This window comes from Actinomadura sp. NPDC049382 (assembly GCF_040677125.1).
GTDB lineage: Bacteria > Actinomycetota > Actinomycetes > Streptosporangiales > Streptosporangiaceae > Spirillospora > Spirillospora geliboluensis.
The window spans coordinates 189957-214804 of sequence record NZ_JBFARO010000001.1; the positions used below are offsets into that span (position 1 = coordinate 189957).

Consider the following 24848-nt stretch of genomic DNA (forward strand, 5'->3'; position numbering starts at 1 on the left):
GCCCGGCCCGGGGTCCTTTCCTTCTTCGTGCTTCGTGCTTCGCGCGGTGCCCTATTCGGCGGCGACGGGCTCCTTCTCCTCGGCGGCCTTGCCGCCGTCGCCCTTGATGGAGCGGATGAGGAGTTGGGAGACGTCCACGACTTCCAGGGTCTCCTTGGCGGCGCCCTCGTTCTTCTTCTCGTTGATGGCGTCGCCGAGCATCACCAGGCAGAACGGGCAGGCGGTGGAGACGGTGTCGGGGTTGGTCTCCAGGGCCTCGTCCACGCGCTCGGTGTTGATGCGCTTGCCGATGCGCTCTTCCATCCACATCCGCGCGCCGCCGGCGCCGCAGCAGAACCCGCGGTCCTTGTGGCGGTGCATCTCCTGGGTCTTGACGCCCGGGACGGTGGCCATGATGTCGCGCGGCTGCTTGTAGACCTTGTTGTGGCGGCCCAGGAAGCAGGGGTCGTGGTAGGTGATGTTCTCCTCGATCGGGGTGACCGGAGTCAGCTTCCCGCTCTCCACGAGGTGCGCCAGCAGCTGGGTGTGGTGGACGACCTCGTAGTTCCCGCCGATCTGCGGGTACTCGTTGGCCAGGGTGTTGAAGCAGTGCGGGCAGGTCGCCACGATCTTCTTCACCCCCGCGTCGTTGAGGGTCTCCACGTTCTGCTGGCCGAGCATCTGGAACACGAACTCCATGCCCAGCCGGCGGGCCGGGTCACCGGTGCACGCCTCCATCGGGCCCAGCACCGCGAACTTCACGCCCGCGATGTGCAGCAGCTCGGCGACGGCCTTGGTGGTCTTCTTGGCCCGGTCCTCCAGGGCACCGGCGCAGCCGACCCAGAACAGGTACTCGGTGTCCTCGGAGACCTTGTCGTCGACGACCTCGACTTCGAAGTCCAGCTCCTCGATCCATTCGAGGCGCTTCATCTCCGACATGCCCCACGGGTTGCCCTTGTTCTCCAGGTTCTTCAGCATCACGCCGGCCTCGCTGGGGAACGAGGACTCGATCATGACCTGGAAGCGGCGCATGTCCAGGATGTGGTCGATGTGCTCGATGTCGACCGGGCACTGCTCGACGCAGGCGCCGCAGTTGGTGCAGGACCACAGCACGTCGGGGTGGATGACGCCGTCGTCGCCGACCAGCTCCTTGTCCACCTGCATGGCGAGCTTCTGCTCGTCGGTGAACTTCTCCCGCTGCTCCTCCGAGGCGGTGAAGTAGGGGGCCTTGGCAAGCGCGTGGTCGCGCAGCTCCAGGATGAGCATCTTCGGCGACAGCGGCTTGCCGGTGTTCCAGGCCGGGCACTGGGACTGGCAGCGACCGCACTCGGTGCAGGTCGCCATGTCGAGGAAGCCCTTCCAGGTGAAGTCCTCGATCTTGCCGCGGCCGAAGACGTCCTCGTCGGGGTCGGCCTCCTCGAAGTCGAGGGGCTTGCCGCCCGACATCATCGGCTGCGCGGCGCCCAGGCCGTCCGGCTGGCGCTTGAACATGACGTTCAGCGGGGCCAGGAAGATGTGCAGGTGCTTGGAGTGGACGACGAACACCAGGAAGACCAGCGCGACGCCGATGTGCAGCAGCAGCCCGACCGACTCCAGCACCTCCAGGGTGCCGTCGCTGCCGATCCCGTCGAACAGCTTGCCGGTGAGGTGGGAGAAGTAGGCGGCGCCGCCGTAGCCGAAGTTGTCGCGCGCGACCTCGACGCCCCGGAAGAAGAACATCGTCCAGATCACGTTGAAGATCATGAACAGCGTGATCCACGCGCCGGACAGGTGCGAGCCCTTGAACCGCGACTTGCGGCCCAGCCGCTTCGGCGAGTTCTTCACCCGGATCACGGTGAACACGATCAGGCCGGCCAGACACGCCAGCGCGATGGTGTCCTGCACGAACCCGATCGGCCCCCAGGTCTGCAGGCCCGGGATGTGCGCCTCCAGGCCGAACAGCAGCTGGACGGCCGCCTCCAGGTACACGGTCGCGAGCAGGAAGAACGCCCACATCACCGCGAAGTGCGCGGCACCGGCCACGGTCCACTTCAGCAGCTTGCGCTGCCCCAGGACCTCCACGGCCTGGCCCTCGACCGCCTTCTGCGGCTCCCGCTTGAGCTGCAGCGTCCGCTCAGGGTCGGGCTGCCCGCTCTTGGCGATGGTGTACAGGAACAGCACCCGCCGCGCGGCGAGCGCCAAAGCGACCGCCGTACCGGCGAGCCCGATGACCAACGTGATCCAGAACACTGTTCCGTCCTCCTGGGGTACGGGTGCTGGCAGTCAGCGTAGGGCTCGCGACAGACTGCTCTTCACCCGGGGCCCGAATACTACTCGGTAGTAGCTTATGCGTCACCTGCGCTGGTCAGGACGCTCCCGGCCCCTTCCTCGCACCCCGGAAGCGTCACGACCCGCGGCCGTGCCGCCCGTCCACCTTAGAGATCTCGTGCACCGATGAGAATCAGCGGGTTCCCGAGTCCATACCAGGAAAGCCCGCCCGTCCAGGGCGGTTCCCAGCCACCGGTACGTCGAACGGAGTCCTCATGACCTCGACGCCAGACCTCACCCCCGCCGCCCGGCGGATGGCCGAGCTGCTCGCCGGCGTCAGCGACGCCCAGCTCACCGCCCCGACGCCGTGCGAGGACACCCCGCTCGCCGCCCTGATCGGCCACGTGGACGGGCTGGTCCTCGCCTTCACCCAGGCCGCGACCAAGGACATCCCGGAAGGCGGCTCGCAGCCCCCGTCCGCCGCCTCGTCCGACCTCCCCCCGGACTGGCGCACCCGCATCCCCGAGCAGCTCGACGCGCTCGCCGCCGCCTGGCGCTCCCCCGACGCCTGGCAGGGCATGACCGAGGCCGGCGGCATCGCGATGCCCGGCGCGGACGCCGGGAACGTCGCGATGAACGAGCTGGTCGTCCACGGCTGGGACGTCGCCCGCGCCAGCGGACAGCCCTACACGGCCGGGGCGGACGAGATCGAGTCGTGCCTCGCCTTCGTCTCCCCGGCCGTCGAGCAGAGCGGCGGCAAGGGCGTCCCCGGCCTCTTCGGCCCCGCCGTGCCGGCCTCCGGTGACGCGCCCGCCCTCGACCGCCTCATCGCCATGACCGGCCGCGACCCGTCCTGGACGCCCGACGGCGCTTGACCCCGCCGCCCCCGGCGGGGTCGAGGTTTTACCTCCCTCGCCTGGTCCCCGATCAGGCGGTTTGTGAGGATTGTGGGTGGGGTGCGTCCGGTCCCGATCCGAGGGGGGATCATGACCGAGACCACCGGCATCCCGCGCTGGCACGTCGCCGGCGACTGGTTCGATGTCTGCAAATGCACCATCCCGTGCCCGTGCACCTACGCGCAGTCCCCCACGTACGGCGACTGCGACGGCGTGCTGGCATGGCGCATCCGTGAAGGACGGTACGGAGAGGTCCCGCTCGACGGCCTCAACGTCCTGATGCTGGGCTCGTTCGTCGGGAACGTGTGGGGCGAGCACTCCGACGCCTACGCGGCCGTCTTCCTGGACGAGCGCGCCGACGACGCCCAGCGCGCGGCGCTCGGGAAGATCTTCGGCGGGGAGGCCGGCGGCTGGCCGGCCCAGCTGGTGGGGATGCTCGCCCCCGAGGTGCGCGGGCTGGAGTTCTCGCCCGTGACGATCTCGGTCGACGAGGACCTCGCCACCTGGGGCGCGGAGGTGCCCGGCCGGGTCGTGGCGCGGGCCGAGGCGCTGACCGGGCCCACCACGCCCGAGGGCGCGCGGGTGCAGACCCTCAACCCTCCCGGTGCGGAGACCGGTCCGGGCCAGGTCGCCACCTGGGGCCGCGCCATCACCGACCGGGCCGACGCCTACGGATTCAGCTGGGAGTGGGACGGCCGTTCCAGCAAGCACATCCCGTTCGACTGGACCGGACCCGACTAGGAGCCCGCCGATGCTGACGCATGAGCGCCACCTCGGCCACGTCCCGCCGCGACGGCGCGGACCCGGCGCCGAGCACGCGCACGATGTTCCTGCCGGTGCGCGCGGGCGGATGCAGGAGGGCCTGTTCGTCCTGGTCCTTCTCGTGCTGTCCGCGCTCGCCTGGCTGGCGGTCCACCGGCTGGCCATGCCGGACATGCGCGCCGGGATCCTGACCGGCGGCGCCGGACGCTCCGGGGACGGGATGGCGGGAATGCCGATGGACCGGTCCATCGGCGCGGGCCTGTTCCTCGGCACCTGGCTGGTGATGATGGCCGCGATGATGCTGCCCGCGGTGACACCGGTGATCGTCCGGATCGACCGGCTGATGCGGCGGCGCGGCGCGGGGAGGACGACCGCCTACCTCCTCGCGGCGGGCTACCTGGCCGTGTGGGCGGCGGCCGGGGTGGCGGCGTACGGGCTGTTCCTGGTGTTCCAGCCGGTGGCGGCGGCGGGCGACCCGGCGACCGCCGTGCGGGCGGGCGCCGCGGTGCTGCTGTTCGCGGGCGCCTACCAGCTCAGCCCGCTGAAACGGGCGTGCCTGCGGCTGTGCCGCTCGCCCCTCGCCGTCGTCGTGCGGCACGGCGAGCGGATCACCGCGGGCCCCCGCGGCGCGCTGCTCGCCGGCGTCCAGCACGGGGCCTTCTGCCTCGGCTGCTGCTGGGCGCTGATGGCCGTGCTGCTCGCCGCCGGGATGATGAGCCTGGTCTGGATGGGGGTCATCGCCGCGGTGATCCTCGCGGAGAAGGTCTGGCGGCACGGGGAGCGCCTGAGCCGGCCGCTCGGCGCCGCGATGATCGTCTTCGGGCTGGTGCTGCTCGCCGCTCCCGGGGTCGCGCCGACGCTGACCTAGCCGGCGCCCACGCCGGACGGCCGGGCTAGACGCGTTCGAAGACGGCGGCGAGGCCCTGGCCGCCGCCGATGCACATGGTCTCCAGGCCGTAGCGGGCGCCGCGGCGGTGCATCTCGCGGGCGAGCGTGGCGAGGATGCGGGCGCCGGTCGCGCCGACGGGGTGGCCGAGGGAGATGCCGGAGCCGTGCACGTTGACGCGGTCCCAGTCGGCGTCCTTCAGGCCCCATTCGCGGGTGACGGCGAGGACCTGCGCGGCGAACGCCTCGTTCAGCTCGATGAGGTCGATGTCGGCGAGGGTGAGCCCGGCGGCGGCGAGCGCCTTCGCCGTGGCGGGGACGGGCCCGATGCCCATCGTCGCCGGCGGCACCCCGGCACGGCCCCACGCGACGAGCCGGACGAGCGGCCGCAACCCGAGTTCGGCGGCGCGCTCGGGAGTGGTGACGACGCAGGCGGCGGCCGCGTCGTTCTGGCCGCTGGCGTTGCCCGCGGTCACGGTGGCCTCGGCGTCCTTCTTACCGAGGACGGGACGCAGCTTCGCCAGGCTCTCCATCGTGGTGTCGGGGCGGGGGTGCTCGTCAGTGTCGACGACCGTGTCCCCCTTCCGGGACGCGACGGTCACCGGGACGATCTCCTCCGCGAACACGCCCGACTGCTGGGCGGCGACGGCGCGGCGGTGGGAGCGGACGGCCAGCTCGTCCTGCTCCTCGCGTCCGATGCCGTACTCGCGGCGCAGGTTCTCGGCGGTCTCCAGCATCCCGCCGGGCACCGGGTGGTTGACCCCGCCGGCGGTGACGCGGCCCTGCGCGAGCGCGTCGTGGAGTTCGAGGGACGGCCCGCGCACGCCCCAGCGCGCCTGCGTCGTATAGAAGGGCGCGCTGCTCATGCTCTCCGCGCCGCCCGCGATGACCACGTCGCTGACGCCGGTCTGGATCTGCATGGCCGCGTCCAGCACCGCCTGGAGCCCGGACCCGCAGCGCCGGTCGACCTGCGAGCCGCCGACGGAGATGGGCAGGCCGGCGTCGAGCGCGGCGACGCGTCCGATGGCGGGGGCGTCGGCCGTGGGGTAGCAGTTCCCGAGGACGACCTCGTCGATCGCGTCGCCGGGCAGCCCGGTGCGCTCCACCAGGGCGCGGATGACGGTGGCGGCGAGCTGTCCGGGCGGAACGGTCTTCAGCGCCCCGCCGAACCGGCCGATCGGGGTCCGCAGCGGCTCGCAGATCACCGCGTCGCGCATGGTGGCTCCTCCAGGCTGTGCTACCGGGTACCCCGCAGGCTACGGCCTCCGTTCGGCAGGGCGGCCTCCGGGCTTGCGTCCGATGGAGGGTTGAATGCGGTGGAGGCGGACGAGCGAGGAGGCGACGGTGGAGGACTGGGCGCGGCGGGTCACGACGATCCGCGTCATCGGCACCGGGGCGATGGGGCGCGGGATCGCGCAGCTCGCCGCGGCGGGCGGGCTGACCGTGGAGCTGGCCGACATCCGCATGGAGGCCGTGGTCGGCGCGGCCGAGTACATCGGCGGCATGTTCGACAAGCTCGCGGGCAAGGGGCGGATGACCGCCGAGGAGGCCGCGGCGGCGAAGGGACGGCTCCGGCCGGTCGGGGAGCCGCTCACCCCGTTCCAGGACTGCGATCTCGTGGTGGAGGCCGTCCGGGAGGACATCGACACCAAGCGGGAGCTTTTCGCCTCCCTGGAGAAGGTCTGCCCGGAGCACACGGTCCTGGTGACCAACACCAGTTCGCTGCCCGTCACGGCGATCGCGGCGGCGCTGGAGGATCCGTCCAGGGTGGCGGGGCTGCACTTCTTCAATCCGGTGCCGCTGATGCGTCTCGTCGAGGTGATTCCAGGGGCGCGTACGGCGGAGTGGATTCCGGGTGCGCTCGCCGACCTCGTCCGGCGCCTCGGTCACGAACCCGTGCTCGCGCCGGACGCGCCCGGGTTCCTCGTCAACCACGCTGGGCGCGGCCTGGTGACGGAGGCTCTCCAGATCCTGTCCGAGGAGGCCGCCGAGCCCGTCGACATCGACCGCATCGCGCGGGACGTCCTGGGCCTGAAGATGGGGCCGTGCGAGCTGCTCGACCTCACGGGCATGGACGTGTCGCACCCGGTGATGGAGTCCATCTGGACGGGGTTCTACACCGAGCCCCGGTTCCGTCCGTCCAGGCTCGGACGGGCGCGTCTGGAGGCAGGTCTGCACGGACGCAAGACGGGCGAGGGCTTCTACAAGTACGTGGACGGTGCCAAGCAAGAGCCGCCGGAGGTCACCGTGCCGGCGGTGGAGCCGCGCCCTGTGTGGGTGCACGGGGACGTCCGTGACGCGCTCGGCGCATTGCTCTCCACGTCCGGCGTAGAGGTCGAGTCGGGCGACGAGCCGTCCGACCGGGCCGTTGTTCTGGTCGCGCCCTTCGGTCAGAGCACGGTCAACGCCGCTGAGGGGCTGCCCGTAGAGCGCACCTTGGGCGTGGACCCGCTCGGCGGGTTCTTCACCCGCCTGACCGTGATGGTGCACCCCGGCCTCGACAAGGACGCGGGCCGCGCCGCGCTCGCCGCCCTCGCGGCCACGGGACGGTCCGTGACGGTCGTCCGCGACGCCCCGGCCCCGGTCGCCCAGCGGCTCCTCGCCTCGATCGTGAACGTGGGCTGCGGGATCGCCGAGCAGCGCCTCGCCCGCCCGCAGGACGTCGACACCGCCGTCCGCCTCGGCCTCGGCTACCCGCGCGGCCCGCTGGAGTGGGGCGAGCACGAGGGCGCCGACCGCGTCCTGCGGATCCTGCGGGGCCTCCAGGCGAGCACCGGCGACCCCCGCTACCGTCCGAGCACCTGGCTGACCGAACGCGCGGCCCTCGCCCTCCCCCTCACCGACCCCGGCACCGCCCCGTCCGACCTCACCGGCTGACGGGACGAGCGGGCGCCCTCAGGTCCTGACGGGCTCGGGGGCGCCCGCCGGAACCGGGCGGCGCGGGCGGAGCACGACGCAGGCGAAGAGGGCGGCGGCCGCCATCGCCCCCGCCGCCGCGAAGGAGGCGACCGAGACCGCGTGGGCGAAGGCGTCCCGCGCGGCGGCGGCGAGGGCGGGGTCGCCGAGCGCGAGGGCCTCGCCCAGGGAGTGGCGGGCGGCGCGGGCGGCGGTGTCCGGGAGGGCGGCGGCGTAGGCGGCGGAGACGACGCTGCCGAGGACGGCGACGCCGAGCGCGCTGCCGAGTTCCTGCCCGGCGTCGTTCACCGCCGACCCGACCCCCGCCTCCTCCGGCGGGACGGCGGCCATGAGCGTGCTGTAGGCGGGCGGGGTGCCGAGTCCCGCGCCGAGGCCGAGGACGGTGAGCCCGGCGGCGAGCGCGGCGTAGCCGCCGTCCGCTGAGGTGAGGCCGAGGGCGCCGAAGCCGGCCGCCACCGCGGCGAACCCGGAGACGAGGGCCGGGCGGGCGCCGAACCGCGACTCCAGGGACGCGCCGACGCCGTTGCCCACGGCCGCGGCGACGGCGACGGGCAGCAGCGCCAGCCCCGCCTTGAGCGGCCCGTACCCGAGGACGAACTGCAGGAGCTGGGTCAGCGCGAACAGCATCCCGGCGAGCGCGAAGCCGAACAGCGCGATCATGGTCGCGGCGCCGGCGAAGTTCCGGTCGCGGAGCAGGCGCAGGTCCAGCATCGGCTCGGGGTTGCGGTGCTGCCACAGGACGAAGAGGGCGAGCGCGGCGATCCCCGCGGCGAGGCCGCCGACCGTGCGGGCGCCCGTCCAGCCGTGCGCGGGCCCGGAGATGATCGCCCACACCAGCGCCGCCATGCCGGCCGTGGACAGCACGGCACCGGGCACGTCGAGGCGGCGGCGCGGCCCGCGGGACTCGGGGACGAGCAGCAGCAGCCCGGCCACGGCGACCACCGTGACGGGCACGTTCACCAGGAAGACCGAGCCCCACCAGAAGTGCTCCAGCAGGAACCCGCCGAGCGTCGGCCCGGCGGCGAGCCCGACCATGGACGTGGCGCCCCAGATGGCGAACGCCTTGGCGCGCTCGTCCGGCCCGAACACCTGCGCCATGATCGACAGCGTTCCGGGCATCAGCAGCGCGCCGCCGGCGCCCATGAGGCCGCGCATCGCGACGAGCTGGGCGGGGCTCGCGGCGAAGGCGGCGAGCAGCGAGCCGGCGCCGAACAGCGCGAAGCCGATCAGCATCGCGCGGCGGCGGCCGTGCCGGTCGCCCAGGCTGCCCGCGGTGATCAGCAGGCCGGCGAACACCAGCGAGTAGGCGTCGATCACCCACTGGACGTCGGCGGTGGTGGCGTCCAGCTCCCGGAGCAGGGACGGGATCGCCACGTTCAGGATCGTGTTGTCGACCACGACGACGAAGAGGCTGAGGCACAGGACGCCGAGGATCTGTCGGCGGCGCGGATGCGGTGCCATGCGTCGCCCCCTTTCTCGTACACCGTTCGATTAGGCTCGCACACTGTACGACTCGGATCGCACGGTGTTCAAGTCTCGTACCCTGTGCGAGAACGGAAGGGAGGCGCCCGTGCCCGAGGAGAAGCCGTCCGGGGAGCAGGTGCCCGAGGAGAAGGTGGCGTCCGTCTGGGTGCGTCCCGAGCGGGCCCGGCGCGGGCGGCCCGCGCTCAGCCGGGCGCAGATCGTGGACGCCGCGCTCGGCCTGCTGGACGCCGAAGGGCTGGACGGGCTCAGCATGCGCCGCCTCGGCACCCGGCTGAACTCCGGCGCGACCTCGGTCTACTGGCACGTCGCGAACAAGGACGAACTGCTGGAGCTCGCCCTCGACCGGGTCATGGCGGAGGTGGAGGTCCCGGCGGGCGGCGACTGGCGGGCGTCCGCCACCGGGTACGCGCGGAGCCTCCGCGCGATGATCCACCGGCATCCGTGGACGGTCACGCTGTTCGGCAGCCGCCCGATGATCGGCCCGAACGCGACCCGCGTCCTGGACGAGGTGCTCGGCGCGTTCGGCGCCGCCGGGTTCACCGGGTTCGGCCTGGAGTACGCCTGGTCCGCCGTGGTCGACTACGTGATCGGCGCGGCCGGGAGCGAGGCGAGCTGGCAGCGCAGGCAGTCCGGGACGTCCTCGGCCGACTGGGTCCGCGGGCTCGGCCCCTACCTCGCGGAGCTGGACGCGCAGCGGCCCGCCCTCGCGTCCCACATCCGCGAGATCTGGATGAAGGAGACCGGCGACGTCCTGGAGGGCCGGTTCGCGTTCGGGCTCGCCTGCGTCCTCGACGGCCTCGAAGCCCGCCGCTCCTAGAGGGGTTCATGCACGATTAGAGGGGTTCAAGCACGATGCCCTCCGCCCGGACGGTGGGCGGAGGGCATCGGCAGGGGGAGGCGGTTTCTCGCCACGGGATAACGGCAGCGCTCACCCCCAGTCCGGAGGCATCAGAACGGCAGTTCCGCGGGCGGCTTCGGCTTGGTGTCGGTCCAGCCCGACGACCGGACGGCCACGTAGTTGATGATGAAGCCGGGCTTCATCTCCGCGTACGGCCCGCCGGGCTTGGTCAGCGTGTCCTGGACGGACAGGACGCCGCCGGTCTTCTCGTCGAAGACGATCACCAGCCGGTGGCCGTAGCCGCCCTGCTCGGCCTTCGGCCCGCCGTACTCGCCGGTGATCTCCGCGGTGCGCTCAAAGGCGGCCAGCGCGACGCCGTCGCGGCCCAGCGGGTCGGCGACGCGGCCGATCGCCTGGATGCCCGGCCGGGAGGCCAGCGCCCGCATCAGGCCCGCGCGCACCTTCGGCGGGACGGGGGTGCCGCCGAGGATCCCCGACGTCCGCCAGATCCCGGCGGAGGCCGTCGCCTCCTCGGTCGGCTTCCGGCCGCGCTTCGCGAGGGGGCCCATCCCCCGGAGCATCTCCTCGCCGCTCAGGAACTTCTCGGCGAGCGCGGCCGGGTCGGTCGGCAGGTTCTGCCACTCCTCGGCCGGCTCGCCGAGGAACTCGCCGCCGCCCTCCGGATCGATGCCGACCTCGGGGCCGTCCGACCGCCACTTCGTCGCCTCGGCGCTGTAAGTGTAGTAGTGGTCGTTCGACCAGACCCGGAACTTCGACGGCGACCCGGCCTTCTTCCAGAGCGCCTCGTCCTGCGCCGTGAGCGGACGGGCGGGCAGGTCGCGCCCGTAGTAGGCCTCGCCGGTCCCCTTCTTCACGCCGGTCCAGTTGAACGACTCGCTCGCCGCGCCGACGATCGCGTACGTGCCGGTCTTCGCCCGGATGATGTACGACTGCCCGTCGATGCGGTCGGTGTACCAGTACTTGCCGGTCGGGGTCAGTTCGACCTTGGCCGCCGCCGCGAGCACCGCCTGCTTGTTGAGGTCGACGCCGCCGGGCGTGTCCGGCGACCCGGGCGATCCGGGCGTCCCCTGGCCGGTGAGCGCGACCGCGACGGCCGCCGCGGCGCCGGCGGCGACCAGCCCGGCCCCCAGCCCGGCCGGCCACCCGAACCCGAGCCGCCGCCGTCCCGCCCGGACGCGCAGTCCCGCCCGGACGCGCCGGCCCGCCATCTCGTCCTCCAGCAGGGTCAGCGCCTTCGCCGTGCTCGTCGCCGACGGGGGCGGGGGCTCGCGCAGCAGGTCCCGGACCCGGTCCATCTCGTTCGTGCTCATGCGGGCGTCTCCTCAACGATCAGCGCGGGGTTGGTTCCGCCGAGCGACTCCCGCAGGCGGCGCCGGGCACGGTGCAGGCGGGACGCGACGGTGCCCGTCTTGAGGCCGAGCGCCTGCCCGACCTCCTCGTAGGACAGGTCGGCCAGCGCCACCAGCAGCAGGACGTCCCGGTCCCCGCGCGGCAGCCGGGCCAGCGCGCCAGCCAGCTCCGCGCCCGCGCCGCCGGCGGTGACGCGCGCCGTGACGAGGTCCTCGTGGCCGTCGTGGGCGTACTCGGCGGGCGTGCGCGCGAGCGCCCGGTAGCGGCGGCCCTCCGCGCGCCGGTGCGACCCGATCAGCCGGGTCGCGATGCCGAACAGCCAGGGGCGGACGGTCCCGCGCTCCGGGTCGAACCGGTCCCGCTTGCGGAACGCGGCGAGGAACGTCTCGGCGGCGACGTCGTCCGCCGCGTCCCCGCCGAGCCGCCGTGCCGCGTAGCCGTGGATCGCGGCGAAGTGGCGGTGGAAGATCTCGGCGAACGCGGCGGGGTCGCGCCGCGACCGGACGATCGCCTCCGCGTCGGGGTCGTCCCCGCCGGGGTCCGGCGGGCGTTGCTGGGCCATGGAGTGATCCTCGCTGTGGGGGTGCTCGGTTGCTCGGTCACCCGGTTCTCAGCCGATCCCCCGATCCGCCTTCACGGCCGCGCCGCCCTCCACCGGACATCGGCGGAGGGCGGCGCGTCCCCCGATCAGAAGGGCGGCTTCGCGGGCGGCTTCGGCCTGGCGTCCGACCAGCCGGAGCCGCGCTGCGCCTCGTAGGAGATGACGAAGCCCGGCTGCATCTCCGCGTACGGCCCGCCGGGCCTGGTCAGCTCCTCCTGCAGGGACAGCGGCGCACCGGTGCGCTCATCGAAGACGATCACCCTGCGGTAGGCGTAGGTCCCCTGCTCGGCCTTCGGCGTGCCGAAGTCGGCGCCGACCGTGGCGCTGCGGTCGCCGGTGGCCAGCGCGACGCCCGGGCGGCCCAGCGGGTCGGTGACGCGGCCGAGCGCGTGGACGCCCGGTTGCGCCGCCAGCGCCCGCATCAGCCCGCCCCGGGTCTTCGGCGGCAGCGGGCCGGTCAGGATCGACATCGCCCGCCGCAGCTGCATGTGGGGCAACTCCTCGTCGGAGATGTCGGATGCCCTCTTCCGCGGTGGCTTCGCCTCCGCCTGGCGCGGGCCGCCGATCGCCGTCCGGCTGAGGAACTTCTCGGCGAGTTCGGACGGGTCGGACGGCAGGTTCCGCACGTCCTCGACCGAGGAGCCCCCGTGTCCGAGTTCGTAGAACTTCCCGCCGCCCTTCGGGTCGACGTCGGCTCCCGGCCCGGACGACCGCCATCCCGTCGCCTCGGTGGTGCAGGTGGCGTAGTGGTCGTTCAGCCAGACCCGGAACTCCGACGGCGACCCGGCCCTCTTCCAGAGCGCCTTGTCCTGGGCGCTCACCGGGCGGGCCGGAAGGCGGCGGACGAAGAACGCCTCGCCCATGCCGCGCTTCTCGCCGATCCACTGGAACGTCTGCGTGCCCATGGCGCTGATCGCGTAGGTGCCGGACTTCGCGCGGATGACGTACGACTGGCCGTCGACCGTGTCGGAGTACCAGTACCCCCGGTACCCGCCGGCCGGCTGCGCCTCGGCCCGCTCCGCCGCCGCCAGCACGGCCCGCCGGCCCGGGTCCGCCGCGGCGGGGGGCGAGGGTGGGGCGGGCGAACCCGACCCGACGGCCGTGATCGCGACCGCGGCGGCCGCACCAGCGGCGACCAGGCCGATGCCGGCCTTGAGCCGCCACCCGAACCGGACGCCCGTGCGCGGCGGCGTCCCGAGCATCGCGGCGCGGGCCTCGGTCATCTCCTGCGGGGTCGGCGGCTCCGGCTCCCCGTACGCCTCGCGGATCATCTGCAGCTCATCCATGGTCGCCGTCCCCCTCGCGCATCGGATTCGTCCCGCCGAGTGCCTCGCGCACCTTCTTCCTGGCCCGGCTCAGCCGCGAGCCGACCGTCCCGTACGGGACGTCCAGCGCCGCCGCGACCTCCTCGTGGGTGAGGTCGGCGAGGGCGACGAGCAGCAGGACGTCGCGCTCGCCGTCCGAGAGCCGGGCGATCGCGCCGGCGAGCCGCCCCCGCAGGCCCTCGGCGCTGACGCGGGCGTCCACCCGGTCGGCGTGCCCCTCCTCCGCCGGGGCGGGGCCGAGCCGGGCGCGGGCCCGCAGCCCGCGCACCTCGCTGCGCCGGTGCTTGCCGATGAGGTTGGTCGCGATGCCGTACAGCCAGGCGCGCACGTTCGCCCGCGCCGGGTCGTAGCGGTCCCGGTTCCGGAACGCCTCCAGGAACGTCTGCGACGCGACGTCCGACGCGGCGTCGGGGCCGAGCCGCTTGGCGGCGTACCCGTGGATCTCGGCGAAATGGGCGTCGAAGACCTCGCCGAACCCTTCGGGATCGTGCAGGGACGACCGCGGAGCGGCCAGACCGGCGCCGAGCCGGTCCAGCCGCTCCGCGGCGAGGGGGTTCCCCGTCATGTGGTGCCTTTTCGTCTCACGGATGGCGGTCACAGACGTATCACCCGAACCCCCTCGCCACTTTCGCTCCGGGACGCCTACCGGACGCGGTAGGCGCGGATGATGCTCTGGTCGATGCCGCTGCCGCCCGCGTCCTTGGCGCTGACCCGCAGCGACACGGCCTGGCCCTTCACGGGCGCGGGCAGCGGAGCGCTGTACCGGCCGCCGCCGAGGTCGGTGACATCGGCGTCCTGCCAGGTCTTGCCGTCGTCGACGGACGTCCAGAACCGCAGCCCGGTGACCTTCGCCTCGCCCGAGCCCACCTGCCGCGCGACAGTGAACACGGCGTGCTCACCGGCGGGCTGGTTGCGCATGTCGAGGTTCAGGTCGTAGTCGACGAGCAGGAGCGGGAGGTTGGCGCTCTCGTTCCCGCGCGGCGCGCGCGAGCGGAACGTCCAGGACGTCGAGGTGCGGGTCGACACCGGGAGGACGGCGGACGCGTCGTTCTCGTACGTCAGCCGGTAGTCGGCCGCGCCGGACGGGACGGTGAAGTCGCCGAACGGGCCGTCCTTCTCGCCGAGCTTCTGATCGCCGGCGAACAGCTCCAGGTGCCCCTTCACCTCGTGCATCGAGCAGTCGAAGCCGTCGGGACGGACCTGGAGGTCCACCAGCGAGATCCGCATGTTCTGCCCGGTGCGGGCCGTGGGGTAGCGGGCGCAGAAGCTGGGCGTGACGCCGGTGCCGGAGTAGGGGCCGGGCCGCAGCGGCTGGCGACCCCAGCGGTGCGCGACCTGCTCGCCGGGCTTCAACTCGGTGAAGGCGCCCTGGTCGACCCAGTCCTCCTCGCCGAACCTGACGAATCCCAGGTCGCCCCAGAGCATGCCGGAGCCGGCCGAGACGTAGTCGGTCCGGGACGTGCCGGGCTCGACGGGGCCGCTCGCCTCGAAGTTGAGGAGGCCCTCCGCGCTGATGCCGTACCGCTTCTCGCTCATGGGCGCGCCGGTGTCGCCGTCGAACGCGGCGAACTTCTGCTCGACGCGGGCCATCCGCTTGAGTTCGGCCGCGTTCACGGTGTGCGTCGGGTCGGCGGGGATTCCGTTGCCCAGCGGGTGGACGATGTCGTACACCGCGCCGGGCGCGGTCAGCCGGTGCTGGGTGGCCGCCTTGAACGTCCCCTTCGTCACGCCTTCCATCGGCTGGACGTAGACGGGCGCGTTGGCGGGGTCGAAGGCGAACACGGAGTAGTACCAAAGGCCGTCGCCGGCGTCCTGCACCATGTCGGCGGCCGCCATCGCCGTCGTGGTCTCGACGCCCTCGACGCTCGCGCCGACCTTGACGGCGGCGGCGCCGTCGAGCGTCACGGTCACGTCCCGGTCGACGACCACTTCGGGGTCGCCGACGAGCGCCGAGCGCCAGTCGCTGAAGTCGTCCACGTTGCCGAGCACGGCGTAGCGGCCCGCCGGAACGCGGAGCTTCGTCTCGCCCTCGGACGCGTCGACCCACTCGGAGTACAGCGAGTGGTCGCCGAGGTTGACCACGGTGGCGGAGGCGGAGAAGTTCGCGGGGTCGGTGTCCGGCAGCGGCGTGGCCTTGACCGTGAGGGTGTGCGCCGGGGGCTCGACGTAGAACGTCACGGGCGTCTCCAGGACGGCGCCGCCGCCCTTGGCCGTGACCACGGCCGTGTAGAGGCCGGGACGGTCACCGACGCGGGAGGCGTCCACGGTCAGCGGCACCTTCGCGGTACCGCCCGCCGGCACGGTGACACTGGCCGGGACGGCCGCGACGCCGTCCGCGGTGCGGCCCTTGCGGTCGGTCACGGTGACGCTGAGCCGCAGGTCGATGGGACGGCCGGTGTTCGACGTCCAGCCGAGTTCCGTGGACAGGCGGGGATGCGCGGGGAACTTTGAGGTCCCGAGACCGGCGATGCCCTGCGCCGCGAGGACGGGGCTGCGCACGGCCTCGCCGACGTCGAGCCGTCCGGCGCCGAGCTGGTAGACGTCGCCGCCGGTGGCCGGGTCGGCGGTGCCGACGAGGGCGGCCTTGATCCGGGCGGGCGTCCAGTCGGGGTGCTTCGCGGCGAGCAGCGCCGCCGCCCCCGCGACGTGCGGCGTCGCCATCGACGTGCCCGACATCCTCGTGTAGTGCGCTCCGGTCGGGGTGCCCTCGGCGGTGCCCGCGGCGCGGGCGGCCTCGATGTCGACGCCCGGCGCGACGATCTCCGGCTTGGCGGTGACGCCGACCGGGCCGCGGCTGGAGAACTCCGCCAGCCGGTCGCGGGCGTCGACCGCGCCGACCGTGAGCGCGGCCTCGGCCGTGCCGGGCGAGCCGACCGACGCGAACGTGCCGTCGTTGCCCGCGGCGACGACGAACAGCGCGCCGTGCTCGGCGGTGAGGTTCGTCAGCGCCAGGGAGACGGGGTCGTCGCCGTCGGTGGGGGCGCCGCCGAGGCTCATGTTGACGATGTCGGCGCGCGGCGCGGCCCACTGCATCCCGGCGATCACGCTGGAGTCGGTGCCGTACCCGTCGTCGTCGAGGACCTTGCCGATGAGCAGGTCGGCGTCCGGTGCGACGCCCTTGCGCTCGCCGGCGGAGGCGGCACCGGTCCCGGCGATGGTCGAGGCGACGTGCGTGCCGTGCCCGAACCGGTCGACCGTGTCGGGCGACTCGGAGAAGTTCTCCGCCTCCGCCACCCGCCCCTTGAGGTCGGGGTGCCCGGCGTCGATGCCGGTGTCGAGGACGGCGACCTTCGCGCCCTTCCCGGTGTACCCGGCGCGCCATGCCGCCGGGGCGCCGACCTGCCGCAGGTTCCGGTCGATCCGGTGGGTCTCGGGCGCGGCCGCGGTCGGGGCGAAGCTCGCCTTGACCTTGCCGTCCAGCCAGATGTGCCGGATGCCGCCCGTCGCCTTCAGGGACGGGCCGCGCATCGCGGCCAGGCTCTTGCCGAGGCCGGACGCGCCGTCCTTGGGCTGCCGCACGGCCACGGCGCCGATGCTCGGCAGGTCCCTGCCCTCGCCGAGCGTCCCGCCGAGCGCCGACAGGGACCGGGCGCCCTTCTCCCGCTGGACGATCAGCGGCAGGTCCTTGCTGCGCGCGTCGTCGTAGCCCTGCGCGATCAGCGCGGTGACGTCGAACAACTCGGGATCGAGGACGCGGCCGACCAGCCCGGCGACGTCGACCGGGGTGACGACGACGTGCCCGTCCGGCCGGATCTCCTTGCGGAACGAGCGCTTCTCCCGGCCCGGCGCGGGGGTCACCGACACGAGCGGGGGCTTGCCCTTGACCGTCCGGACGCTGACGGCGTCCCCGGTCAGCAGCGTGACCTTCCATGCCTTGCCCGGGTCCAGGCCGCCCGCCGGCGGCGGCGCGGCCTGCGCGGGCGGGGATACGGCCGCCAGCGCCCCGGCCGCGAGCAGGAGGCCGAGCAGGGCCCGGCTCCGGCGTCTGTGCGTCATCGAGTCTCCTCTGCGATCGCCGTCCCGCACCGGGACGGTCGATGTTGATCACCCGCAGCGGCCGGTCGTGTTCGCCGCCCCGTCATGCCGGGGTCGGAGAACGGGTTTCGACCGTGGTCGGATGACCGGGAGGCGCGGGCGGCCGAAGCTGGGCGCCATGACTGCACAGACGAAGGCCACCCCGGCCATCAGGGTGGAGGGGCTGACGAAGCGGTACGGGCGGCGGACGGTGGTCGACGATCTGACGTTCAGCGTCCGGCCGGGCGCGGTGACGGGCTTCTTCGGCCCGAACGGCGCCGGCAAGACGACGGCGATGAAGGCGCTCGTGGGGCTGGCGCGGCCGTCCGCGGGCACGGTGTCGGTGCTGGGCAGGCCGGTGGCGTCGCTCGCGCCGGACGCACGCCGGATCGGCGTCCACATCGAGCCGTGCGGCGCGCACCCCGCCCGGACGGCCCGCGCGCACCTGCGGGCGCTGGCGCTGGCGGCGGGGCTGCCGCGCCGCCGCGTCGAGGAGGTCCTGGAGACCGCCGAGCTGACGGCGGCGGCGGGCCGCCGGGTCGGCGCCTACTCGCTGGGCATGCGGCAGCGGCTCGGGCTCGCCGCCGCGCTGCTCGGCGACCCGGAGATCCTCGTGCTGGACGAGCCGGCCAACGGCCTCGACCCGCAGGGCATCCGCTGGCTCCGGACGATGCTGCGCGACAGGGCCGCGAAGGGCGGCACGGTGCTGCTGTCGAGCCACCTGCTCGCGGAGGCCGCGCAGACGGTGGACGACGTGGTCGTCATCGACCGTGGCAGGCTGGTCCACCAGGGACCGATCAGTGAGGTGGAGTCGCTGGAGGACGTGTTCCTCCAGCTCACCGGAGGGTTGGAGCGATGATCGGCCTGCTTCGCGGGGAACTGCTCAAGGCGGTGACGACCCGCGCCGTGTGGGGGTTCGCGGTCGGCGGGGCGGCGTTCGCCGCCCTGAACGCGGTGCTCGTCGCCAAGGCGTCGGGCACACTCGACGAGATACCGGAGAAGAAGGAGGCGCTGGCGGGGCTGCCCGTCCTGCTGCTGCTGTGGGGGCTGGTCGGCGCGGCCGGCGAGTACCGCCACCGGACCGCCGCGCCCACGGCGCTGGTGGCCCGGCGCGGGCGCGGGAGCGTCCTGGCGGTGCGGATCGCGGCGTACGCGCTGACCGGGTTCGGGCTGGCGCTGCTGATCAACGCCGTCGCGGCCGGGGTGGCGCTGCCGCTGCTGGCGGACCAGCCCGGCCCGGACCTGACGTCCGGCCAGGTGACCGAGGTCGTGGCGGGCAACGTCCTGGCGCTCGTGCTGGCGACGGTGCTGGGCGCGGCGCTCGGCGCGCTGATCCGCAGCCCGGTCGTCGGCGCGGTGGTGCTGCTGATCCTGGCCCTGGTGGTGCAGCCCCTGGTGAGCGGGGCGTGGGAGGCCGAGTCGAACCTCTCGCCGTTCGGCGCGGCGGGCGTCATGACGGGCGGAACCCACAACACGACCCTCACGGTCGCGGAGGCGGGCGCGGTGTTCGCGCTCTGGACGGTCCTCGCGGTACTGGTCGCGGTCGCGTGCGAACGACGGCGCGACCTGGCGTGAACGTCGCGGCGAGGATCCGGGCGGTGCGGGGCCTGCGGGCCGCGCACCGCCCGGTGCTGTTCGACATCGCGCTCGCCGCGGCCGCGACCGTCGTGGAAGTGGGGCTGCTGTTCAACGACGGCACCGAGGCCGTGCCCCTGCCGATCGCGGTGACCGTCCTGACCGGCGCGATGCTGCTGGCCCGCCGCCGGTTCGGGGTGACGGTGATCGCGGTGACGGTCGCGTCCGCCGCCGCGCTGACCGCCGCCGGGTACTCGCCCGGCGGCGCGCTGCCCGTCGTCGCGCTGTGGTCGCTCGCCGAGACCCGCGACCGGCGCGTCTCGCTCGCGGTGCTGGCGCCGGTGGCCGTGTTCCTGGAGGTCGACAGCGTCTCCAGCCCGCCCGTGTCGATCGGGGCGTGGATGCTGGGCGCCTACATGCAGACGCGCCGCCGCTACGTCCGGGCGGTGGAGGAGCGGGCCGCCACCCTCGAACGCGAACGGGAGCAGCTCGACCTGATCGCGGCGCAGCGCGAGCGCGGCGCGATCGCCCGCGAACTGCACGACATCGTCGCCCACTCGGTGACGGTGATGCTGATCGGGGTGCGCGGCGCCCGCGACGTCCTGGAGACCGAGCCGCGCGTGGCCGCGGAGACGCTGGAGCGGGTGGAGACCAGCGCCGAGCAGAGCCTGGCGGAGCTGCGCCGGATCCTCCTCCTGCTGCGCGGGCAGGACCCGGCGGAGACGCGCCCGCAGCCGTCGCTCGCGGACCTGGACGAACTGGTCGCCGGCTACCGCGCGGCCGGGCTGCCGGTCCGGCTGGAGATCGCCGGGGAGCGGCTGGGGCTGCCGAGCGGTGTCGAGCTGTCCGCGTACCGGATCATCGAGGAGGCGCTGACCAACGCCCTGAAGCACGCCGGGGCGACCACGGTCACGGTAGAGCTGGGCTACGGCGGAGCGGACCTGGAGGTGCGGGTGCACGACGACGGCACGGGGACCGGCGAACCGCCCGGCCCCGGCGGGCACGGCCTGGTGGGGATGCGGGAGCGGGCCGCCGTGCTCGGCGGCGAGCTGGAGGCGGGCCCCGCCCCCGGCGGCGGGTTCCGGGTCGCCGCGCGGCTGCCGATCGGGGGCCGCGCATGACGATCCGGGTGCTGATCGTCGACGACCAGGAACTGATCCGGATCGGGTTCCGGCTGTTCCTGCAGACCCGTCCCGAACTGGAGGTCGTCGGCGAGGCCGGCGACGGCCGCGAGGCCCTCGACCGGGCGGCGGAGCTGCGGCCCGACGTCGTGCTGATGGACGTCCGGATGCCCCGGATGGACGGCGTCGAGGCCACCGCCCGCCTGACCGCCGTCTCCGACCCGCCCCGCGTGCTGATCCTCACCACCTACGACCTCGACGAGTACGTGTTCGGCGCGCTGCGCGCGGGGGCGTCGGGGTTCCTGCTGAAGGACGCGCCCCGCGAGCGGCTGCTGGAGGCGATCCGCGTCGTCCACCAGGGCGAGGCGCTGCTGTCCCCGTCGATCACCCGCCGGCTGATCGAGGACTACGCCGGCCGCACCGACCCCGTCCGGCCGGCGCCGGACCTGCTGGCCGCGCTGACCCCGCGCGAGCGCGAGATGCTGCTGCTCGTGGCGCAGGGCCTGTCGAACCAGGAGATCGCGGCGCGGCTCGTCGTCACCGAGGCCACCGTGAAGAGCCATGTCGGCAGCGTGTTCGCCAAGCTCCACCTCCGCGACCGCGTCCAGGCCGTCGTGCTGGCCTACGAGCACGGCATCGTCGTCCCGGGCCGCCGCCCCGACTCCCTGTAGGCCATGTAGGCCCTTCAGGCCGGTCACCGGCCCCGCCGATCAGAGGATCGGGCGGCTTCGTCCTCGCGGAGGACGGGAACCGCGCGGCCCTCCTCCGTCCGGGCGAACTGCGGCCGCGGAGCCGCCGTCCGGGAACCGGAATAGGTGGCTCACTCGTCCTGTTGTAGAGGTCGTCAGCAAAGTTGAGCCGGGTCGACTCAAGTCATTTGACACGGGGGCGCCGGTCCGGGCAACCTTGCGACGGAGAAGACGAACCGGCCGCGCCCTGGGGGCGACCGGGGCTGCGATAACCACCGGAAACGACGGAGGACGAGAACATGGCACGTGCGGTCGGCATCGACCTCGGGACGACCAACTCGGTCGTCGCGATCCTGGAGGGCGGGGAGCCCACCGTCATCGCGAACGCGGAGGGGTCGCGGACCACGCCGTCCGTCGTCGCCTTCGCCAAGAACGGAGAGGTGCTGGTCGGCGAGGTCGCCAAGCGCCAGGCGGTCACCAACGTGGACCGCACCATCCGGTCGGTCAAGCGCGAGATGGGCACCGACTGGAAGACCAAGATCGACGACAAGGACTTCAACCCGCAGCAGATCAGCGCGTTCGTGCTGCAGAAGCTGAAGCGGGACGCCGAGGCCTACCTCGGTGAGACCGTCACCGACGCGGTCATCACGGTGCCCGCGTACTTCTCCGACCACCAGCGGCAGGCCACCAAGGAGGCCGGCCAGATCGCGGGCCTGAACGTCCTGCGGATCATCAACGAGCCGACCTCGGCGGCGCTGGCCTACCACCTGGAGAAGGAGAAGGAGGCCACCATCCTGGTCTTCGACCTCGGTGGCGGTACCTTCGACGTCTCCCTGCTGGAGGTCGGCGACGGGGTGGTCGAGGTCAAGGCCACCAGCGGTGACAACCACCTGGGCGGCGACGACTGGGACAACAAGGTCGTCGACTGGCTGGTCGAGAAGTTCAAGAACGCCAACGGCGTCGACCTGTCCAAGGACAAGATGGCGCTGCAGCGGCTGCGCGAGGCCGCGGAGAAGGCGAAGATCGAGCTGTCCGGTTCGTCCGAGACGCAGATCAACCTGCCCTACATCACCGCGTCGGCCGAGGGCCCGCTGCACCTGGACGAGAAGCTCACCCGGGCCGAGTTCCAGCGGATGACCTCCGACCTGCTCGACCGGACCAAGGCGCCGTTCCAGTCGGTGCTGAAGGACGCCAACATCGGCGTCGACAAGATCGACCAGGTCGTGCTGGTCGGCGGCTCGACCCGGATGCCCGCGGTGTCCGAGCTGGTCAAGGAGCTGACCGGCGGCAAGGAGCCGAACAAGGGCGTCAACCCGGACGAGGTCGTCGCGATCGGCGCCAGCCTCCAGGCCGGCGTGCTGAAGGGCGAGGTCAAGGACGTCCTGCTGCTGGACGTGACCCCGCTGAGCCTCGGCATCGAGACCAAGGGCGGCATCTTCACCAAGATCATCGAGCGGAACACCACGATCCCGACCAAGCGGTCGGAGACGTTCACCACCGCCGACGACAACCAGCCGTCCGTGGAGATCCAGGTCTACCAGGGCGAGCGCGAGATCGCCGCGCGCAACAAGAAGCTCGGCACCTTCCAGCTCACCGGTCTGCCGCCGGCGCCGCGCGGCGTCCCGCAGATCGAGGTCACCTTCGACATCGACGCGAACGGCATCGTGAACGTCAGCGCGAAGGACCAGGGCACCGGCCGCGAGCAGTCGATGGTCATCACCGGCGGCAGCGCGCTGCCGAAGGACGACATCGAGCAGATGGTCCGGGACGCCGAGCAGTACGCCGAGGAGGACCGCAAGCGCAAGGAGGAGGCCGAGGTCCGCAACCAGGCCGACACCCTCGCGTACTCGACCGAGAAGTTCCTGCGGGAGAACGACGACAAGGTCCCCGCGGACCTGAAGACCGAGGTCAACGACGCGGTCGCCGAGGTCAAGAAGGCCCTGGAGGGCACCGACGTCGAGGCCATCAAGGGCAGCGCCGAGAAGCTCGCGCAGGTCTCCCAGAAGATGGGCGCGGCGATGTACGCGCAGAACCCCGAGGGTGCCGCCGCCGGCGCCGAGGACCACGGTCCGACGGCCGACGCGCAGGGCCCGCAGGACGACGAGGTCGTCGACGCGGAGATCGTGGACGAGGACAAGCCGAAGGAGGAGGGCCGATGACCGCAGCGAAGCGAGGATCTTCGGCCCTCCGCTTCGGGGGTCTGGGGGTCGCCCCCCAGAAGGGTGGTGCATCGTGACGTCCTCCTCTGGTGAGGGCGAGGAGAAGGAGGGCCCGGTGATCCGCGACAAGCGGCGCATCGATCCCGAGACGGGGGAGGTCCGGGGGCAGGCGGCGGGTTCGCCGTCCGCCCCGGAGGCCCCGGTGGACGGGGTCGCCGAGCAGGTCTCCGACGAGGAGGTCTCCTCGCTGAAGACCCAGCTGGCGGAGCGGCTCGCCGACCTCCAGCGGCTGAAGGCCGAGTACGACAACTATCGCAAGCGGGTCGAGCGCGACCGGGTCGCGGTCCGCGAGCAGGCCCTCGGCCAGGTGCTGACCGAGCTGCTCCCGGTGCTGGACGACATCGGCCGCGCCCGCGACCACGACGAGCTCACCGGCGGGTTCAAGTCCGTCGCGGAGAGCCTGGAGGCGGTCACGGGCAAGCTCGGCCTGGAGCGGTACGGCGAGAAGGGCGAGCCCTTCGACCCGACCGTGCACGAGGCGCTGATGCACTCGCTCTCGGCGGACGTGACCGAGACGAGCGTCGTCGACGTCCTCCAGCCCGGGTACCGGATCGGTGAGCGGATACTGCGCGCGGCGCGCGTCGCGGTGGCCGACCCCGACCCGGACGCCGGCCCGGGCGAGCCCGGCGACGAGCCGGGCGACGACGGCGAATGAGCCCGCGCGGGCCCGCTCCCGTCCGGGGGCGGGCCCGGTCGGGGGTGTGAAGGACATGTGGCAAGTGGCGAGAGCAGAAGGCGGGGCGCCGTGAGCACCAAGGACTACCTGGAGAAGGACTACTACAAGGTCCTCGGTGTGGCGAAGACGGCCTCGCAGGAGGAGATCAAGAAGTCCTACCGGAAGCTGGCGCGCAAGTACCACCCGGACGCGAACAAGGGCGACACGGAGGCCGAGGAGCGCTTCAAGGAGGTCTCCGAGGCCTACGACGTGCTGTCGGACGAGAAGCGCCGCAAGGAGTACGACACCGTCCGGTCGATGCCGGGCGGGTTCCGCGGCGGCCAGCAGGGCGGCGGCTTCGGGTTCGACCTCGGCGACCTGTTCGGCCAGGGCGGCACCGGGACGCAGACGGGCGGCGCCGGCGAGCGCATCGGCGACCTGTTCGGCGGCCTGTTCGGCCGGGGCGGCGGCGGCACCCGCACCACGGGGACGACGCGGCGCGCCCGGCGCGGCGCGGACGTGGAGACCGAGGTGACGCTGTCGTTCGGCCGCGCGATGAACGGCGTGACCGTCCCGATCAAGCTGACCAGCGAGGCGGCCTGCGACGCGTGCCGGGGCACCGGCGCGAAGGCCGGCACCGTGCCGCGCGTCTGCCCGAACTGCGAGGGCACCGGGCACGAGACCCGCAACCTCGGCAACTTCGGCTTCCAGGAGCCGTGCCACGAGTGCCGCGGCCGGGGCCTCGTCGTCGACGACCCGTGCCCGATCTGCCACGGCAGCGGCCGCGCGACCGGCACCCGCACCATCCAGGCCCGCATCCCGGCGGGCGTCGCCGACGGCCAGAAGATCCGGCTGAAGGGCAAGGGCGCCCCGGGCGAGAACGGCGGCCCGGCCGGCGACCTGTACGTGAACATCAAGGTGCGCCCGCACCCGGTGTTCGGCCGCAGCGGCGACAACCTCACCCTGACGATCCCGGTGACCTTCCCCGAGGCGGCGCTCGGCGGCGAGATCCGCGTCCCGACGTTCCAGGGCCAGCCCGTCACGCTGAGGCTGCCGGAGGGCACGCCCAACGGCCGCAAGTTCCGCGTGAAGGGCCGCGGCGCGACCCGGCGCGACGGCACGAAGGGCGACCTGCTCGTCACCGTCGACGTGCACGTCCCGCAGAAGCTGGACGAGCAGTCCCGCGAGGCGCTGGCCAAGCTCCGCGAATCGGGCGGCGGCGACGACCTCCGCGCCGACATCCTGCAGCAGGCCAGACAGGAGTGAAGGA

General features: G+C 73.2%; 20 protein-coding genes. 12 read left to right on the forward strand and 8 right to left on the reverse strand.

Annotation, left to right across the window (positions count from 1 at the left end):
- Window positions 1-51 precede the first annotated feature (51 nt).
- The gene (locus tag AB0K34_RS00950; RefSeq protein ID WP_364544374.1) at window positions 52-2208 is read right to left on the reverse strand and encodes a (Fe-S)-binding protein; all 2157 of its coding nucleotides are present in this window, start codon (window positions 2206-2208) and stop codon (window positions 52-54) included.
- Window positions 2209-2501: 293 nt separating this feature from the next.
- Between AB0K34_RS00950 and AB0K34_RS00955 the strand changes: the two genes are divergently transcribed.
- The 3 genes from AB0K34_RS00955 to AB0K34_RS00965 all read left to right on the forward strand — a co-directional run bounded on the left by AB0K34_RS00955 (window position 2502) and on the right by AB0K34_RS00965 (window position 4752).
- Window positions 2502-3101 carry a TIGR03086 family metal-binding protein gene (locus AB0K34_RS00955; protein ID WP_301173779.1) on the forward strand — a complete coding sequence of 200 codons (600 nt, stop codon included), beginning with the start codon at window positions 2502-2504 and terminating at the stop codon, window positions 3099-3101.
- 111 nt (window positions 3102-3212) lie between these two features.
- Window positions 3213-3863, forward strand: coding sequence for a DUF1326 domain-containing protein (locus AB0K34_RS00960; RefSeq protein WP_138640621.1), 651 nt, complete (start codon window positions 3213-3215; stop codon window positions 3861-3863).
- A 10-nt stretch (window positions 3864-3873) separates the two neighbouring features.
- The gene (locus AB0K34_RS00965) at window positions 3874-4752 is read left to right on the forward strand and encodes a DUF2182 domain-containing protein (protein WP_301173778.1); all 879 of its coding nucleotides are present in this window, start codon (window positions 3874-3876) and stop codon (window positions 4750-4752) included.
- Window positions 4753-4777: 25 nt separating this feature from the next.
- Here AB0K34_RS00965 and AB0K34_RS00970 read toward each other — a convergent pair whose 3' ends face one another.
- Window positions 4778-5986, reverse strand: a complete 1209-nt coding sequence (locus AB0K34_RS00970; protein ID WP_301173777.1) for an acetyl-CoA C-acetyltransferase — start codon at window positions 5984-5986, stop codon at window positions 4778-4780.
- A gap of 94 nt (window positions 5987-6080) precedes the next feature.
- Between AB0K34_RS00970 and AB0K34_RS00975 the strand changes: the two genes are divergently transcribed.
- The gene (locus AB0K34_RS00975; protein WP_301173776.1) at window positions 6081-7646 is read left to right on the forward strand and encodes a 3-hydroxyacyl-CoA dehydrogenase; all 1566 of its coding nucleotides are present in this window, start codon (window positions 6081-6083) and stop codon (window positions 7644-7646) included.
- An 18-nt stretch (window positions 7647-7664) separates the two neighbouring features.
- Here the strand turns inward: AB0K34_RS00975 and AB0K34_RS00980 are convergent, their stop codons facing one another.
- The gene (locus AB0K34_RS00980; protein WP_301173775.1) at window positions 7665-9146 is read right to left on the reverse strand and encodes an MFS transporter; all 1482 of its coding nucleotides are present in this window, start codon (window positions 9144-9146) and stop codon (window positions 7665-7667) included.
- Between the two features lie 109 nt (window positions 9147-9255).
- Between AB0K34_RS00980 and AB0K34_RS00985 the strand changes: the two genes are divergently transcribed.
- A complete protein-coding gene (locus tag AB0K34_RS00985; protein ID WP_301173774.1) occupies window positions 9256-9987 on the forward strand; it encodes a TetR/AcrR family transcriptional regulator in 732 nt (243 codons plus the stop codon).
- A gap of 131 nt (window positions 9988-10118) precedes the next feature.
- Here AB0K34_RS00985 and AB0K34_RS00990 read toward each other — a convergent pair whose 3' ends face one another.
- The 5 genes from AB0K34_RS00990 to AB0K34_RS01010 form a co-directional block, all read right to left on the reverse strand.
- Window positions 10119-11339 (reverse strand): CU044_5270 family protein, encoded by a 1221-nt coding sequence (locus AB0K34_RS00990; RefSeq protein ID WP_364544381.1) that lies wholly within the window; start codon window positions 11337-11339, stop codon window positions 10119-10121.
- Window positions 11336-11941, reverse strand: coding sequence for an RNA polymerase sigma factor (locus AB0K34_RS00995; RefSeq protein ID WP_301173772.1), 606 nt, complete (start codon window positions 11939-11941; stop codon window positions 11336-11338). The genes AB0K34_RS00990 and AB0K34_RS00995 overlap by 4 nt, the downstream gene beginning before the upstream one ends.
- Before the next feature lie 125 nt (window positions 11942-12066).
- Entirely contained in the window at window positions 12067-13266 is a 1200-nt protein-coding gene (locus tag AB0K34_RS01000; RefSeq protein WP_301173771.1) for a CU044_5270 family protein, read from the reverse strand.
- On the reverse strand, window positions 13259-13870 hold the full coding sequence (locus AB0K34_RS01005; RefSeq protein ID WP_138637343.1) for an RNA polymerase sigma factor: 612 nt from the start codon (window positions 13868-13870) through the stop codon (window positions 13259-13261). The genes AB0K34_RS01000 and AB0K34_RS01005 overlap by 8 nt, the downstream gene beginning before the upstream one ends.
- A 77-nt stretch (window positions 13871-13947) precedes the next feature.
- Window positions 13948-17301, reverse strand: a complete 3354-nt coding sequence (locus tag AB0K34_RS01010) for a S8 family serine peptidase (protein ID WP_301173770.1) — start codon at window positions 17299-17301, stop codon at window positions 13948-13950.
- Between the two features lie 157 nt (window positions 17302-17458).
- Between AB0K34_RS01010 and AB0K34_RS01015 the strand changes: the two genes are divergently transcribed.
- The 7 genes from AB0K34_RS01015 to dnaJ all read left to right on the forward strand — a co-directional run bounded on the left by AB0K34_RS01015 (window position 17459) and on the right by dnaJ (window position 24844).
- Entirely contained in the window at window positions 17459-18178 is a 720-nt protein-coding gene (locus tag AB0K34_RS01015) for an ATP-binding cassette domain-containing protein (RefSeq protein ID WP_138637341.1), read from the forward strand.
- Window positions 18175-18894 (forward strand): hypothetical protein, encoded by a 720-nt coding sequence (locus AB0K34_RS01020; RefSeq protein ID WP_301173769.1) that lies wholly within the window; start codon window positions 18175-18177, stop codon window positions 18892-18894. Before AB0K34_RS01015 ends, AB0K34_RS01020 begins: the two co-directional genes overlap by 4 nt.
- A gap of 23 nt (window positions 18895-18917) precedes the next feature.
- The gene (locus tag AB0K34_RS01025) at window positions 18918-20015 is read left to right on the forward strand and encodes a histidine kinase (RefSeq protein ID WP_364544386.1); all 1098 of its coding nucleotides are present in this window, start codon (window positions 18918-18920) and stop codon (window positions 20013-20015) included.
- Complete coding sequence (locus AB0K34_RS01030) at window positions 20012-20686, forward strand: response regulator transcription factor (protein WP_364544389.1); 675 nt, start codon at window positions 20012-20014, stop codon at window positions 20684-20686. The genes AB0K34_RS01025 and AB0K34_RS01030 overlap by 4 nt, the downstream gene beginning before the upstream one ends.
- Before the next feature lie 317 nt (window positions 20687-21003).
- Entirely contained in the window at window positions 21004-22863 is a 1860-nt protein-coding gene (gene dnaK / locus AB0K34_RS01035; protein ID WP_301173766.1) for a molecular chaperone DnaK, read from the forward strand.
- 70 nt (window positions 22864-22933) lie between these two features.
- Complete coding sequence (grpE, locus tag AB0K34_RS01040) at window positions 22934-23578, forward strand: nucleotide exchange factor GrpE (RefSeq protein WP_138637347.1); 645 nt, start codon at window positions 22934-22936, stop codon at window positions 23576-23578.
- 90 nt (window positions 23579-23668) lie between these two features.
- Window positions 23669-24844, forward strand: a complete 1176-nt coding sequence (gene dnaJ, locus AB0K34_RS01045; protein ID WP_138637337.1) for a molecular chaperone DnaJ — start codon at window positions 23669-23671, stop codon at window positions 24842-24844.
- Window positions 24845-24848: the final 4 nt, after the last annotated feature.